Origin of the sequence: Comamonas testosteroni, from assembly GCF_000761245.1 — a bacterium.
GTDB classification, from domain to species: Bacteria; Pseudomonadota; Gammaproteobacteria; order Burkholderiales; family Burkholderiaceae_C; genus Comamonas; species Comamonas testosteroni_C.
Genome location: NZ_AWOR01000053.1, coordinates 45613 through 61655, shown reverse-complemented (window position 1 = coordinate 61655; position 16043 = coordinate 45613). Strand labels below are relative to the sequence as shown.

The following is a 16043-nucleotide window of genomic DNA, read 5'->3' as shown; positions in this document are numbered from 1 at the left end:
AACAACCGCATGCTGTTCGGCGATGCCAAGAAAATGCTCGATGAGGTGCTGGGGGTGCTCCGGGGCTGACGACGTATGGCCCCAATTCCTAAATTAGAAGTGGCTGGCGCTGGTATATCAGGAGTAGAGATGCGAAACCATTTGAATCTCAGATATAGCATTCACTAGCCGCTTTCTTTCTAATGTGAAAGCTTGTGTGAAGCAGGCGTACCAAGTGCTTGACGTGGTTTCTTCCCTCAGGAAAGAGGCGGCCGAGATAGCTGTGGATTACGACCGGTACACCGTTCGTCCAGCTCTTCACCGCTAGTGTCGAAGGATACAAATTCGTCTAGGGTGGGAGAGTGCTCCAATTCCGGCACAACAGATAGGTCGCCCACAGGAGCGACCCGCCATGAACGCCTTGCCAGCGTAGCTCAACATGTTACTGTGCTAAACACAGATGAAGAGCTGCCCGCCAAGTTCCTCCTTCGACTCCTTGATACGCGAGGCGGCGGAGCCTTACCGATGTGAAGCATTTTGGCTTATAGAGTAAGCATTCAAAGCACAAGACTGGAGGAGTCAAAACGAGTGTCGAATGCCCATTTGCACACCTGTCTTACGGCGGATTTCACCGTCGCTGCGAGAATGATCTGCCTCTGCATATAGGCGCGTGCGCTTGGAGAGACTATAACGCGCTGCTATTAGTCCTTTACGTACGTGCTGTGCTCCAGAATTGAGGTCATTTTTTGTGTGCCAGAAACCTGCCGTCAACTCAATCTCCGGCGTGAGTTGATAGAAACCGCCCAGGCCCTGAGTGGTGATTTGGTGAGCGCCACTGTACGGGTCATTCCTCGTGCGGTAGTAGGTGGCCTGCACAGTGAGCTTGCCGATCTCGTAATAGGCACCAATATTAGCCGTAGACCAGTTATTGTTCTTGCTGCTGCCATACCCGACGGCCAAGCCAAAGGGGTGACCGTTGTACAGAAGACTGGCAGCTTGCCTGTTCCCGCTAGAGCCGTTCTGTTCACCCGGAGCGAACGTGGCGCGAGCGATGTAGTTCCCAAAGCGGCCCGTGTAGGCGATGGCGTTGTCCCAAGCGAAGTCAAGCTGATGAACCACGGAGGGCGACCAGCTGGAAACATAGGTGGGATCGCTGTGCCATGCACCGGTGTAGTACAGTGCGTTGTACTGGCGGCCCAACGTAATCTCTCCGTATTGACCGGCTAGCCCTATCATTGCAGTACGGCCAAAGGCTTTTCCGCCGCGCAGCATGCCGGTGTCGATGTTAAAACCGCCCTCCAGGTTCATGATGGCCTTGAGGCCACCGCCAAGGTCTTCCGAACCCAGAAAGCCCCAGCGGCTCCCGCCCCAACCTGCATCCGCTCCATCGACCACGGAAGTGACGTTATCCTTGTTGGTGTGTTCGTAGCGTACGCTGGCATCGATCAGGCCATAGAGTGTGACCGAGTTCTGCGCCTGTGCTATACCGGCGTGCATGGAACCCACGGCTATGACCGTACAGATGGTGAGTGGGTGAATGGTGTGTTTCATTGTGGGTGCCCCTCTTTCTGTCTCTGTGTTGTCGCCGAGCGATCAGCGGTAGGTGCGCAGCAGTTCAGCGGCAGCGCGGAAATCCGGTGTCAGCGAGCGGTCCTTTTCGAGCAATGCCACCTGCTTACGCAACGCGTCAAAGAGTGCTGCGGTCGCAGGCGAGAGACGGAAGTTCGGATCTCTGACACGGCGCAGGTCAATAGCCTGTGCGGCGTGCACCAACTCCACACCCAGCAATTGATAGCCCGTCTGGATCTGCTGACGCAGGTTCTGGGCCACGATGGGCGCATTAGTGGCCACGTCCTCAATATTTCCGGCCGCGGGCAAGTAGTTCATTGATGCTGGCTGGGCCAGGCGCAGACTTTGCATGGCCAGGGCCATGGCTGGCTTCTCCATTGCACCAAAGGCATGCATACTCTTCTCCGTACCGAGGAAACGGCTGAGGCCCGTGAAGGCTGGATCATTGAGCTTGACCACGCGCTGCGCAGAAGCAAGCGCACTGTGCGCCAGCGACAGCCCCGATTTCTCCATAGCCAGCACCCACGGCAGTGGCTCGAAATTGGCATCCGGCAGCACCGCCCCTAGTCCTTCCACATAGGCGCGCTTTTCCTGTGCGCGGTCTGATGCGGGCTTCGCCCCAACGGCCACGCCTGGGTTATCGTCGGACGAATTCAGTTGCACGTTGAGTTGTGCATTCGCCTGCTCCAGCGCCAATGCCTGCTCACCTAGCAGATAAACGGCGGTGCGGAAGCTCAGCGGATCCTGCAGCGCACGCTTGTCATCAGCATTCCAGAGGCTAGATCCATCGAGCAGGTGGCGCAGGTCCTCACCCGCCTTCTGTGTCTGCGGGAAAGGGCGCAGCGCCAGCGAATCCTTCAGGAACGGCGACACATTGCCATTGAGCGCTTGCAGGCTAAGCGCAAACACCAACTGCGACACTTGGTTAAAGTGCGCCATGTCCCGCAGAGCCAGTGCCGCCATACCGCTTGCATAGGCGTTGGAACTGAGAATTGATAGCGCATCTTTGCCGACAGGCTCAATCGGACGAATGTTCAACTTCCTGAGCACCTCTGCCGCAGGCTGCTTACGGCCCTGGAAATACACATCGCCCTCGCCCATCATGGCCGTCCCTACATGGCTCAGCAGCGTGATGTCAGCCTCACCAATAGAGCCCAGTGCGGGCATGGCAGGCGTGATGCCATGATTCAGGAACTGCACGTAAGCCTCGACAATGGAAGCCTGCACACCTGCGCCTCCATTAAGCAGCGCATTGAGACGTGCAGCCATGGCCGCACGCACATCCTGCATAGGTGCATCGGGCCCCACTCCACCGGCATGTGCACGCAGTAGGGCCACGTTGAACGCCTGTGATGCCTTGATCACCTCGGGGCTGAGCTTACCGTGGGCATCGACCATGTTGCGGTCCTTGTTCTGGCCCACACCTACGGTCAGGCCATAGATCTTCTGGCCAGCGGCGGCGGCGGCCATCAGTACTTCATGAGCCTTCTTCACACGCTCCATGGCAACGAACGGCACCTGCACGGGCTCGCCCTGTGCGATGCTGGTGATGACATCTGGCGTGGCGTTGCGGCCATCGAGCTCAGCGGTGGCATAGGCATGAACGCTTAGACTGGCCAGGACGGCCAGGGTCAGTGTGCGCAGTGGCATACGGAAGAAGGTGCTATGTGACATAGAAGCAGAGGTTGGTTGGTTAGTGGGTTGGTTGGTATTCATGTTCAATTCTTAAAAGCGATGACGGATGCCGACGACCGCGCTGACCCCACTGGCTCCCACCGTGGAGAGAGGCACAGGCAATGCCAATGTCTTGGTTCTGTCGCTCATAACTAGGGCGTAAACATCTGTGCGCTTGGACATCTGGTGGTCATAGGCCACTGTCAGCACGGCCCGGCGGATATTGCCCCCGGCAGCTGTAGAGGGCACGGGAACAGGCATATCGCTGGTCTTGCGCAGCGCATACCCAGCGAGGATGCGGCCTGAGCCCACAGGCACGGCCACGCTGACTTCCGCCACACGGTAGGCAACATCCTGAGGTACGGCCGAGGTACCATCGTTCTGGATACGACCCACATGCGCAAACACTTTGGCCGCGCCAAAGTCATAGGAGCCGCCCAACATGATCGTTTTCATGTCGTTGTTGGTTGTGCCGTCAGCGAAGGTGAGCGGATCTTTCTTGGCGGCCTGCCACACCAGCGAAGCAGTCCAGGGCCCTGGCTCGTACAGCACGCGTGCGCTCGAATTGGCTCCTCGCCCTTCGGAGAAGCTATGCGCGACCGAAAATCTCACACCTGAGAAATTGGGGCTGTCGTAGATCAGTTGGTTGGCCCAACTGGTGCCACCAGCCTGCTGCGCACCGATGTGCGTCACCAAATTCAACGGTGAAAACACTGTGGAATCGCCAAAGGCATTGCTGGTGATGGAGTTCACAAACAGCTGCGTTGCGGCGTTGCCCAACCGCAGTTGACCCCAATCCTGACTAGAAATGCCTACCCAGCTCGCGCGCGCCCAGAACGGATCAGTCTGCACGTTCACCGGCGGACCGATGGCGTCACTACGACCGGCAGAACCAGTGTCGTTTCGAAAAAAGGCAGAGAGCTCGAAGGCGACGCCGACGCCCCCCCCCAGGTCTTCTCGGCCACGCAGGCCGAAATGGCTGGTTGACATACCGCCACTGTCCGCCTTGGTGATTCGGCGATCCAGCGCGCCCACACCTGTGGCATTCCCCTTGAAACTACCAACGCTGGCGTCGACTAGCCCATACAAGGTAACGTGAGATTGCGCTAGCACCGCGCCACCTGTGGCGGCCAGTAACAAGGCAACTACAAATTGGTTTGTGATTTTCATATTGCCCTTTGTTGTGCTGCTTTGGTCAAATCCGGCCCATGCCCCCTTGTGCTTCCTCCACAGGAGCACGAAATAAGGCGCACGGCTTCCCCTGCCGCTCGATACGTGCGGTTTGGACAAAGAGATATGCGGTGTGGAGGCTGTGCGCTATGGCCTTGCACCATTCCACATGCAGGCCAGCAAGTGAAAGGGCTGCCCATGTGCAGCTCCTTTCATGGAGTCGTCAACGACGCGACTGGATAAGTGGCAGACGCATCAGGTCTTCGCCCACGACAACCTGCCCCTTAAAGGTTTCACGTGCCTGTTCCCAATGGTCACGTGGTGCATCACCCGGCACTAGGTGCGACAGCACTAGGCTATGTACGCCAGCACGCGTGGCGATTTCGCCCACTTCACGTGGTGTGGCGTGCGCTTCCAACAGTTGCTTGGCGAGCGCCTGCTGACGAGCATCCCATGGCTTGGGGCCGACGATGTGGCTCACCCAAGCTGGGTCGATGGCTTCGTGCACAAGCACATCGGCACCACGTGCCAGCTTCACTAGGTTATCGCTGGCCGCTGTATCGCCGGAGAACACAACCGATCCGTGTGCAGTATCGAAACGGTAGGCGAAGTTGGGAAATACCAGGCCATGTGGAACCAGAATGGCGCTAACCTTAACGCGTGCGTCTTCCCATACCTTGAATGGCTCCATGGCCGGTGCCGAATTGGTGTTCGGGTCTACCTCCAGTCCAGCAGGCAAGACAATGTCGTGTACACGAAAGAACTGACGCACATCCGGTACGCCCTCGCTGCGCACCCTGATGTTCAGATCCGACGCCATGCCGGCGAGCATGGCATCGACCAGGTCGACCGTTCCAGCGTTCGGGTTCTCGGGGTGCACAACTACATCACCACTCATGCCATCTGCCAGCGGCGGTAGCACGCCACGACGACCAGGTCCGAAGATCTCCAACTGTGCTTTGGCACGGCGGCGTGCACTTGGGTCATACATGAGAACGCTGGCTAGGTCGATCACATGGTCGGTGTGCAGATGGGTGAAAAACACAGCCGCCTCATCGCCAGGCTTGATGCCCGCACGACGCATCTGGCGATAAGCACCAGACCCCAAGTCGACAATGTATGCCTTGCCATCAACCATCAATGCGGAAGAAATGCCATGAGGCGATTCTTTGCCGTACCAAGTCGGCCCACCGGCCACACCAAGTAGCACCAAACTTGCTGATGACTGTGTGGATGACACAGGCAATTTGTCAGCAGCTTGCGCTTGCCCGGAAACGCAGCCGGCTATCAGCGTCAATGCCACCGCGGCAGCGTTCCAATGCTTGTGCAGACGCATTAAGATCAAAGATGATGTAGTGTTCATAATGACGTGTTTTCCATGATTGCCAGATTGATATGGGCACGTGGTTGTTCGCAGGACATACAACGGGAAATGAGTCTGAACAATCCAAAGTGGCTTTGCTGAAGCGCTCCGCTTATGGGGTCACAGATGAGAGTGACGAATCACGCTCATTGGCCAGGAATGTCGTTGCCTGGACGATATCTAGATCGTTACGGCGGTCTCGCTCGAGATATGGGACGGACTGGCGGAATTTTCGCCAGAACGCCTTTGTACCGTTGCCCAATACTTGTGCAGGCTGCTGTGCTTGGCGCAGATCAACTGCCTGTGCGGCGTGCATCAACTCCACCGCCAACAACGTAGTGAGCTTGTTGATCTGATTGGAAACTCGACGACCAATAAAAGGAGCATTGGTACCGACGTCCTCGATGTTGCCCGTCTGCGGCTGAACATCGGTGATCACCGGCTGTGACAGCGCCCGAACATCCGCGGCGAGCGAAGATACTGTCTTCTGGATCGGTCCGTAACCAATCGCCCCTCCGCCGGGGCTGAGAAAGCGCGGCAGCTTTGTGAAACCTGGATCTGTCAAGCGCAGCGTGCGCTGCGCCGACGATTGCGCAATTTGCGACAGCGCAACCGACATACCCTGCAACGGGAGCGCCCAGGCGCTGGGATCGAAGCCTGCACTAGGTAATACAGCACCTCGCACAGGTCCTTCAGTAACGTAGTACTGCAACTCGTAGGCCTGAGTGCCCTCAAGTGGTCTGACATCCAGGGCAACAGTGGGATTGTCGTCCGAGCTGTTAAGTTGCAACGTGAGTTGACGCTGCAGTAGTTTCAGCATATCGCGCGCTGCGCCGTGAACCTGTGCAGTCGTGCGAAAGCTTAACGGGTCTTGAAGTGCACGTTGCGGATCGGGCTCCCACAATGAACTGCCTCGCAGGAGCTCTGCGATATGACCTGCCGAAACGCGCTGCCCATCAAACGGCCGCTGAGACTGGGTGACTGCCAGTAAGGGGGCCAAGTTACCATTCAGCCCCTCCAGCGACAGCGCTGCCACGGAGTCGGCTTGATCGAGTAACGCTCGGATGTCTTGCACCGCCAGCACAGCCAGGGCCGCCCCGTATGCGTTTGAGCTAACCAGAGATAAGGCATCCTTACCAAACGGACGAACAGAGTCCAGACCTGCCGCATTGAGCGCCTCCGCTGCGAGCATACGCCGCCCGGAGAAATAGACTTCGCCCTCGCCCATCATCGCGAGTCCAATCTGCGGCAGGATGGTAATGTCTGCTTCGCCCACCGACCCCTCCCCAAATAGAACCGGAGTGATCCCCTTATTCAGAAATGCCTCATACTGCCGCAGCACCTCAGTCTGCATACCTGTGCCACCAAATAGCGCGGTATTCAGACGAATGAGCATCGCAGCGCGCACCACATCCAAGGGGGCTTCGTCACCGTAAGCTGCACTGTGCGAGCGCAACAGATTGAGGTTGAATTGCTCTGACAATGCACGCACCTCAGACGAGATATCCCCACCTTGAAAAATGGCTTGATCCTTATTCAGCCCCACACCTCGGTTCAAGCCATAGACTGGTTTATCTGTCTTCGCATAGGCCAATAGGAGTTCAAATGACCGTTTGGCTCGGCGGAGCCCCTCGCCGTCGATCTGCACAGCGCATCCATGACGTGCCACAGCCTCTACTTGAGCCAAGGAGAGTGTTCTGCCATCCAACTTAACTGGCGAACACGCGCGGGCTGCCTGATCTGTACCTACGTTGGGTACCACCTCATGGGCATGTGCCTTGGAGGGCGCTGCTAATGCCCCCGCCAGCAACAACATCGCAGTAACAGCCAGCTCCTTGAGCTTGCTTGCAGAAGGACTAAGTCTCATGGTGTATTTCATCTTTGGCTCCTGTCTCCAAGACCTTCGCAATCTGTCAATACCGTTACAGGTCACTCCCGGTTAGCAGATACTTCAGTCCGCAGCACGCTTAGGCAGAAAGCTGATCGCAATCAACGCGACCACGGCAGCGGCCATCACATACAGCGCCGGTGCATAGGCCACGCCGGTTTTGTAGGTGATCCACGTGAGCAGGGCTGGCGCAAAACCACCGATCACCGTCACCGCCGCGTTGTACGACAGGGACATGCCCGAGGAGCGCACTGCGGTTGGGAAGATCTCGGACAAAGCGGCAGGTGCAGCTCCCACGAACAGAGCTACCATGGAGCACATGGCAGACTGCACGACGATCAGCGCCATCGTGGTGTGATTGCCATGCAGCCAGGCCATCAGCGGGTAGGCACCGACCAGCAGCAGGATGGCACCAAAGCGCAGCATGTTGCGGCGGCCGAAGCGATCGGACAGCGTGCCGGAGATAAGGCAACCGGCCACCAGAAAAATATTGCCAATGAACGCAGCGGTAAATGCCTGCGAACTCTCGAAGCCCATATTCTTCTGCACATAGATGGGCAGGTAGATGATGAGCGCGTAAGGTGCGGCCGCCCACAGCACGGAGAGGCCCAGGCCCGTCAGCAGCTGGCGTGGGCATTCACGCAGCACCTGCAGCATGGGAGTTTTCTTCTCGGCTTCACCAGACGCTGCGGCGCGTTCTGCCTGCTCCTTGAAATGCGGAGTTTCATCCAGCGCGCGGCGCATCCACAGGCCAACGGGGGCAATGGCCAGGCCGATGATGAACGGAATGCGCCAGGCCCAGTCATGCACCTGCTGCGTGGTGAAGAGCATGGTGACAGCGGTGGCCACCAGCGCGGCCATCATATTGCTGATGCCCATGCTGGCCTGCAGCCACGAAGCATAGAGACCACGCTTGGCCGGTGGGGCGTGCTCGACGAGAAACGCGGTGGCGCCGCCCACTTCGCCGCCGGCGGAGAAGCCCTGCAGCACGCGACCCGCCACGATCAACAGCGGCGCGCCGATGCCGATGGCCGTATACGGAGGAGCGATGGCAATGAGCAGTGTGCCTACGGCCATCAGCATGATGGTCAGGGTGAGCGCCGCCTTGCGGCCCTTGCGGTCGCCATAGGAGCCGAGGATGAGCGCTCCCAACGGACGAGCGATATAGCCGATGCCGAACGCGATGAACGATGCCAAGAGCTGTACCGTGGGGTTCTCGTTCTGGAAGAAGTTCTGGCCGATGTAGACGGCGAACAGCGCGTAGACCGTGAAGTCATACCATTCCAGTGCATTGCCGGTGGAGGCAGCAATCACGGCGCGCTTGCTGGAGCGCTCATCATGGGCTGCGTGCTGAGTGGTGCCGACCGAAGCCTTTATGGCTCCTACTTGAGCGGAGGCAGTAGGGTGGGTCATGGTGGTGGGTTGAGGTTAGATTGAAGAGTGGATAGGCCAGAGTCAGCCAGCCACCCAGCCTCCGCACGGCATCGGAATGCATGCGTTGGCATGGGTGCTGTCAGGCCGCTCCCGGGCTGGCCTGGAGCGTCAGGCGTGGGCGGAGGTGTCGATGCGGGCGATGCCCTTCTTCTGCACTTCGTCCAGCGCCTCTTCGTAGCCCGCGTCGGCGTAGCGCAGCACCCCGCTGGCCGTGTCGTTGGTGAGCGAGAGATTCAGTCGCTCATCCGCCTGTGCGGTTCCGTCGGCCACCACGGTGACGCCGGCGCTGGTCATGTAGCCGCTGTAGCCGCCACCACCGGAGTGGATGGCCACCAGGTCGGCGGAGGAAGAGCAAGTCAGCATGGCATTGAGCAGCGGCCAGTCGGCAATTGCGTCGGAGCCATCACGCATGTTCTCCGTCATGATGTTCGGGTGCGCCATAGCTCCCGCATCGAGGTGATCACGCGTAAAGGCGATGGGGCCACTCAGCTCGCCGTCGCGCACCATACGGTTGACCTCAAGCGCCAGCTCCGTACGCTCGCCGTGGCCCAGCCACGCGATGCGCGCCGGCAGGCCTTCGAAGGGCACGTTCTCGCGCGCCAGGCGCACCCAGTTGGCGACGATACGATTGTCCGCAAAGCGGCGCAGCAGGAAGTCGTCGATCTTGCGGATGTCGTCCGGATCGTTGGAAAGGGCAATCCAGCGGAACGGGCCGATGGCGCGTGCGAACAGCGGGCGCAGGAAGGCTTCGGTGAAGACCGGGATCTCGAAGGCGCGCTCCACGCCACCCTGCTTCGCATGCGTACGAATGAGGTTGCCGTTGTCGAACACCACAGAGCCCTTGTCCTGGAAGCCCACCATGGCCGTCACATGGTTCACGATGGATGCGCGGCTGGCGTCCATCAACTTCGTGATATCGGTCTTGCGCAGCGCCGCCACTTCGTCGAGCGTGTAGCCTGCGGGAATATAGCCGTACACCAGATCGTGGGCCGAGGTCTGATCGGTCACGATATCGGGCGTGATGCCACGAGCCAGGATCTCGGGGAAGATCTCGGAGGCGTTGCCCAGCAGGCCCACGGAGATGGGCTCACGCCTGTCCTGCGCTTCGCGGATCATGGCGAGCGCTTCGTCCAGCGTGTCGGCACGTTTTTGCAGGAAGCCGATCTGCATGCGCTTTTCGATGCGCTCGGGGTTGATTTCCACCGTCAGGATCGCCGCGCCCGCCATGGCGCCGGCGAGCGGTTGTGCACCACCCATGCCGCCCAGGCCAGCCGTCAGAATGAAGCGGCCACGCAGATCGTTGTTGAAGTGACGCTCGGCAATGCGCGAGAAGATCTCGTACGTGCCCTGGATCACGCCCTGCGAACCGATGTATTGCCAGTCACCGGCGGTGAGGCCGCCCCAGCAGATCAGGTTGTCCTTCTCCCACTGGTAGAAATTCTCGGCCTTGGCCCACTGGCCCACCATGTTGCAGTTCGCCATGATGACCAGCGGCGCGGCCGCGTGCGTGCGCAGCACACCGATGGGCTTGCCCGACTGCACCAGCAGCGTCTGGTCTTCTTCCAGGTTTCGCAGCGCGTGCACGATAGCGTTGTGCGAAGGCCAGTCGCGCGCGGCGCGGCCGAGGGCCGCATACACGATGAGGTTGTCGGGGTCTTCGCCCACGGCCAGCACGTTCTCCATCAGGCGCAGGAGCGCTTCCTGGCGCCAGCCCTTGCAACGCAGCTCGTTGCCGCCGTGTACCTTGAAATCTTCGCGGCTCATCGTTATTCCCTGCCCAGTGCGTAGTTGCTGATGTTGATGCCCAGGGCCTTCTCTACGGGCGGATACACGGCCGGATCGCTGATGCTGGAAGACAGCGGAATCAGGCTCTTGCCCACGTGGAAGATCAGGATCTCCATGCCTTCGCGCACCTTGCCGGCACTCACCGGGTTGCCGTCGGTATCCAGCGTGGTGATCACGTCCGGATAGGTGGCGATGCGCTGACCATCGGCGTCTTCCACGGCCATGTGCTCGTTCATCACATGGATGCGGCGCTTGTGTGCGCCTTCGCCGATCTCGATCACGCCCACGTCGAACGCCTCATCCGTGTAGCGCAGCGTGTTGGCCGTGACCTTGCCGCTGCCGATGATGCTGCCGCCGGTCTGCTTGCAGATGGCGTCCACGATGGCCGAGCCGCCCTTGCCTTGCGCGGCGATGATGGCCTCGCCCAATGCCAGTGCACGGCTGATGCCACCCAACGCTGCATGCTGGCGCACGTAGGAAGCCCTGATCGGGTTGCGGCAGCTGGCGATGAAGCCGCCGGACATGTCGGAGGCCTTGCGCAGAATCGGCGAGACCTTGGCAGTGGCGCCGCGTACCACCAACTCGATGTACGAGTTGTTGGCGCGCTTACCGCCCACGGCTGCCTGGATCATTGGCTCCGGGCTGCTGGCCAAGCCGAGCGAGCCCATGTCACCGGTGGGGTGTGCACGCAGATCCCCAACAGCATCGATCACCTTGGTGCCTAGCACGGCGGATGGTAGCCAGGCGTTGAGCGTGCTGGACATACCGTTCTGGCCAATGATTAGGCCGTGCAGTGGCGCGCCCAACTCTTCCTGCACCAGTCGGGCGGCCTTGACGTAGTCCATGCCCAGCATTTCCCAGTCGGTCAATCCACCCGGCGCCCCAATGGCAGCCGCTGTGGCGATCCAAGCGTCATCCGCCACTTCGGACATATCCACCAGTTCCGGACGGCCTATGGTCACCGCCATCGTGCCTAGTTCGCGACCATGCTCGGCCCAGCCACCACCACCGCATGCGAAAACGGAACCGCCGCGCACTGCAGATTCCACGTCTTTGAGAGTCAAGATACGTCCCATTGCTACTCCTGATTGATCATTCGAGGACTTTGTCCGTGACGCCTACAGAAACTGCCGGAGGTCACGTCAAAGAGCTATTGAATGCAACGGATGCTAGAGACGACAATCAACAATGTCGCATTACTTTTTATTGCGACAACTTAACATCATGTTAATGAGTAAATTTGGTGCTTCACATCGTTTTTTAGCCAAAGCCTTTGAAACAAAGGAAAAATCGCCTGAAATTCGTTCCGTCAGAGTGCCCTCATGCACCAACTTGGATCAGCTGCGCCCCACCCCGTCTAGGGAAAGTCCCAGGGGCACCAACGGGACCTAGCTCGCTCAGAGCAGGCTCGAGAGTCTGTTTGAGTGCTCAATCAAATCGATGCAAGCAGTTTTAAGCGCAGTTCAGCGCTTGGCCTCATCCAAGGATTTCAGTACTCCAACAAACTCCTGAGCCAAACGCGACATAGGTTGCAAGGCTAGATTGAAGGCATGGATAGGGGCATGAACCATCGGCGCCACTGGAATGGCCACGATGTTGGACCAGGAAGGACCTCGAATGGTGAGCTCGTCGACCAATGCAACCCCCACCCCTGCTTGCACCATGGCACATGCCACGTGAGCCTGCTGAACCTCCACGCGTGCAGATGGCTGGTTCTCCTCGCTGCCAAATATCCGATGCACCAATTGACTGAAAGGGATATCGCTCCCGTAGCCAATGAAGCGCTCTCCATGCAAGTCACGGCTAGATATCTGATCACGCCCAGCAAGCGGGTGGTCTTGCGGCAGTACAGCAACGATGCGGTTTTCGTATAGCGGTTGCATAGCCAAGCTTGGGTGTGGAATTGGCATATAGGTAACGCCAAGCTCGACTTGCTGTGTAAGCAGCGCTTGCAGCATGACATGCGGTATGTGGGTGTGCAGTACCACTCTCACCTCTGGGAAGAGCTGAGTAAACCGAGCCACCGCTCGAGGCATGAGGGACTGCCCAATATTAGGGCTGCATGCGATACGGATATGCCCCTCCCTGTTAAGCGATAGGTTATCCGCTACTTCATTCACTCTCTGCACGTTTTGGTACAGAGCCGTCACTTCCTCGAAAAGCCGGTGCGCCTCTGGTGTTGGATGAAGGCGACCCTTGATGCGCTCGAACAGCTTGAACCCAAGTCGTTGTTCCGTGTAACCAATGAGGCGACTCACTGCAGGCTGAGAGACATAGAGCAACTTGGCTGCCCCACTAATGGATCCGCTGAGCATCATGGCTCGAAATACCTCTATCTGGCGAAGATTCAGCTTCATATCACCAATAACCTAATGTTAATTTCAATGAATATAAAAGCATATGACATTTCTTTATGTGCACTCCTACACTTTTCTCATTTGCAGTGATTAGGAGACTCAAGATGAGTGACTTTGACCTTGTCGTTCAAGGCAATATCGTTGACGCACGTGGCGTTGTGCAGGACGGCTGGCTGGGCGTGCGCGACGGCAAGGTCGCGGCCCGCGGCCAGGGCACAGCCCCGGCAGCCCGTGACAAGGTGGACGCACGCGGTCAGTGGATCGTGCCGGGTGTGGTCGATGGCCAGGTGCACTCGGGCAGCCAGGCCGGCCAAGAAGGACTGGGCTGGGCATCCCGCGCCGCCGCCGCAGGCGGCGTGACCGTGATGGTGGACATGCCCTATGACGATCCGGAGCCCGTCGCTTCGCGCCCGCAGCTGGACGCCAAGATCGCCGAAGTCGAGCGCAACTGCCATGTGGACGTGGCCCTGTTCGGCACGCTCAATGCGCAGCACGGCCTACAGGCTGCCGCTGGCCTCATCGACGGCGGCGTGTGCGCCTTCAAGTTCTCCACCTTCGAAGCCACGCCGGGCCGTTTCCCGCGCGTGGATGAAGACGATCTGTTCGAAGCCTTCAAGCTCATCGCTCCTTCGGGCCTGGTGTGCGGCGTGCACAACCAGATGCAGGAGCTCACCCGCAAGAACATTCGCCGCCTGCAGGAAGCCGGCGACACCGGCTGGGATGCCTTCATGCGTGCCCATACACCATTGATCGAGAACTTAGCGACCGGCATCATCTACGAACTGGGTGCTGAAACCGGCGCCCGAGCGCATGCCGTGCATGTATCCACTTCGCGAGGTTTCGAGCTGTGCGACATGTACCGTCGCAGCGGCAATGCATCCACTATCGAGACATGCATCCAGTACCTCATGCTCAACCATGAGGAACACACCCGTCGCTTTGGTGCCAAGACCAAGCACTATCCCCCCATCCGCCCCAAGGCGGAAGTCGATCTGCTGTGGACGCATATCGCACGCGATGCCTGCACTTTCGTCTCCTCCGACCATGTGAGTTGGGGCCTGGAGCGCAAGGGCAATCCCGATGTCTTCAAGAACTCTTCTGGCGGACCAGGCTTGGAAACCCTGCTGCCCGCATTCTGGACTGGCTGCGAGCAGCACGGCATAGAGCCATCAATGGTAGTACGCCAGCTATCGCGCAACCCAGCGCGCCACTTCCTTCTGGATGACCGCAAAGGAACGTTGGATGTGGGCATGGATGCGGACATCGTCATTCTGAAGCCCGAACGCCATGCGTTCGACCCATCCTCCAGCCTTTCCGCCGTACAGTGGAGTTCGTTCGAAGGCATGGAATTCACCGTGCGCGTGGCAAGCACTTGGTGCCGCGGTCAGCATGTGTACGACGGTGCCAGGGTATTGAACCAGCCAGGCGACGGCCGCTTCCTGCGTCCACATGCAGCAACCGGCGTAGCCCCTTCATACGATGACTGACCCGACTACCCACAGCATGACTTCCCAGCCTCTTCTCCCACCGCTGAATGCCGAGCGTCTATGGCGCCGCATTGAGACCCTATCCACGTTCACGCTACCCGAAGTTCCCTGGACACGCCGAGCCTTTTCACCCGAGTTTGAAAAGGCTCGTGAGTGGCTCGCTAGCGAGTTCAAGGCAGCGGGCATGCAGGTGCACCTCGACGCAGGCGGCAACCTTGTGGGCCGCCTGCCTGCGGCTGCAGGTGCTCCAGAACGATCCCCCATCGTGACTGGATCGCATTGCGACACGGTAATGATGGGTGGCCGCTTCGACGGCATCATCGGAGTGCTTGCAGGCATTGAAGTGGCTCACGCGCTCCACGAAAACGGCATCGCCCTACAGCACCCATTTGAAGTGATCGATTTCCTCTCCGAGGAGCCCAGTGACTACGGCATCTCCTGTATCGGAAGCCGTGCCATCTCTGGCAAGCTTGATGCAGGCATGTTGGCCGCGAAGGATCCTCAGGGTGAAACACTGGCGGAGGGCATGCGCCGCATCGGTGCCAATCCGGATGCACTGAACCAGCCACTGCGTAACAAGGACAGTACGGCAGCCTTCGTTGAACTACACATTGAACAGGGCCCCGTGCTAGAGCAGAAGAAATTGCCGATTGGTGTGGTCACCAATATCGTAGGCATTCGCCGCGTTTCCTTCATCGTGCATGGCCAGGCAGATCATGCAGGAACCACGCCCATGGACATCCGCCACGATGCGCTCGTGGGCGCATCACGCATCATCGATGCAGCCAATCGCAAAGCCTCTGCACTCGCGGGAAAGCCCCATTACGTGGTAGCCACGGTGGGGCGCCTTTCGCTCACGCCCAACGCCTCAAACGCCGTGCCCGGCATGGTGGAGATGATGATGGAAGTGCGCAGCGATGCGCAAGGCGTTCTCGACACCTTTCCCGACGAACTGTTTGCAGAAGTTCAGGCAGGCCTTGCCGAATTGCGCGTGCGCGCCGAAATGAACGATGTAAGTCGCTCCCTGCCCACGGATTGCCAGGAACTGGTGATGAAGGGTATCGAACAGGCTTGCTATAACCTCGCCTACGCCAGCATGCGCATGCCCAGTGGCGCGGGCCACGATGCTGTCTACATGGCGCCAACCGGTCCTATAGGCATGATCTTCATCCCTTGCCTCAATGGCCGCAGTCATGCTCCAGAGGAGTGGATTAATCCTGGTCAATTGCTCGATGGCACACGAATTCTGTACGAAACAGTGCATATTCTTGACAGGTCTCTTGCAAAGAGTCATTTAAACGAGATGCAAGACTGCTAGGTTTCATCGGCTACTTGAT

General features: G+C 58.9%; 11 protein-coding genes. 2 read left to right on the top strand and 9 right to left on the bottom strand.

The window, feature by feature from the left end; genetic code table 11:
* Positions 1-558: 558 nt before the first annotated feature.
* From P353_RS27565 to P353_RS15950, 9 genes are all read right to left on the bottom strand, one after another.
* Positions 559-1530 (bottom strand): porin, encoded by a 972-nt coding sequence (locus tag P353_RS27565; RefSeq protein ID WP_052084885.1) that lies wholly within the window; start codon positions 1528-1530, stop codon positions 559-561.
* Positions 1531-1572: 42 nt separating this feature from the next.
* A complete protein-coding gene (locus tag P353_RS15985) occupies positions 1573-3222 on the bottom strand; it encodes an HAL/PAL/TAL family ammonia-lyase (RefSeq protein WP_034371417.1) in 1650 nt (549 codons plus the stop codon).
* Positions 3223-3273: 51 nt separating this feature from the next.
* Complete coding sequence (locus tag P353_RS15980; protein ID WP_034371414.1) at positions 3274-4392, bottom strand: porin; 1119 nt, start codon at positions 4390-4392, stop codon at positions 3274-3276.
* A gap of 223 nt (positions 4393-4615) precedes the next feature.
* Positions 4616-5755 (bottom strand): MBL fold metallo-hydrolase, encoded by a 1140-nt coding sequence (locus P353_RS15975; RefSeq protein WP_232776569.1) that lies wholly within the window; start codon positions 5753-5755, stop codon positions 4616-4618.
* 112 nt (positions 5756-5867) lie between these two features.
* Entirely contained in the window at positions 5868-7634 is a 1767-nt protein-coding gene (locus P353_RS15970; protein ID WP_232776568.1) for an HAL/PAL/TAL family ammonia-lyase, read from the bottom strand.
* Between the two features lie 72 nt (positions 7635-7706).
* Complete coding sequence (locus tag P353_RS15965) at positions 7707-9056, bottom strand: MFS transporter (protein ID WP_080750571.1); 1350 nt, start codon at positions 9054-9056, stop codon at positions 7707-7709.
* Positions 9057-9185: 129 nt separating this feature from the next.
* Positions 9186-10841, bottom strand: a complete 1656-nt coding sequence (locus P353_RS15960; protein ID WP_034371408.1) for a urocanate hydratase — start codon at positions 10839-10841, stop codon at positions 9186-9188.
* 2 nt (positions 10842-10843) lie between these two features.
* Complete coding sequence (locus P353_RS15955) at positions 10844-11938, bottom strand: DUF917 domain-containing protein (RefSeq protein ID WP_034371405.1); 1095 nt, start codon at positions 11936-11938, stop codon at positions 10844-10846.
* A 387-nt stretch (positions 11939-12325) separates the two neighbouring features.
* The gene (locus P353_RS15950) at positions 12326-13219 is read right to left on the bottom strand and encodes a LysR substrate-binding domain-containing protein (RefSeq protein ID WP_034371402.1); all 894 of its coding nucleotides are present in this window, start codon (positions 13217-13219) and stop codon (positions 12326-12328) included.
* 104 nt (positions 13220-13323) lie between these two features.
* On the opposite strand from P353_RS15950, the gene P353_RS15945 reads away from it, so the two are divergent.
* Entirely contained in the window at positions 13324-14706 is a 1383-nt protein-coding gene (locus P353_RS15945; protein WP_034371399.1) for a dihydroorotase, read from the top strand.
* 16 nt (positions 14707-14722) lie between these two features.
* Positions 14723-16024 carry a Zn-dependent hydrolase gene (locus tag P353_RS15940; protein ID WP_034371396.1) on the top strand — a complete coding sequence of 434 codons (1302 nt, stop codon included), beginning with the start codon at positions 14723-14725 and terminating at the stop codon, positions 16022-16024.
* Positions 16025-16043 lie beyond the last annotated feature (19 nt).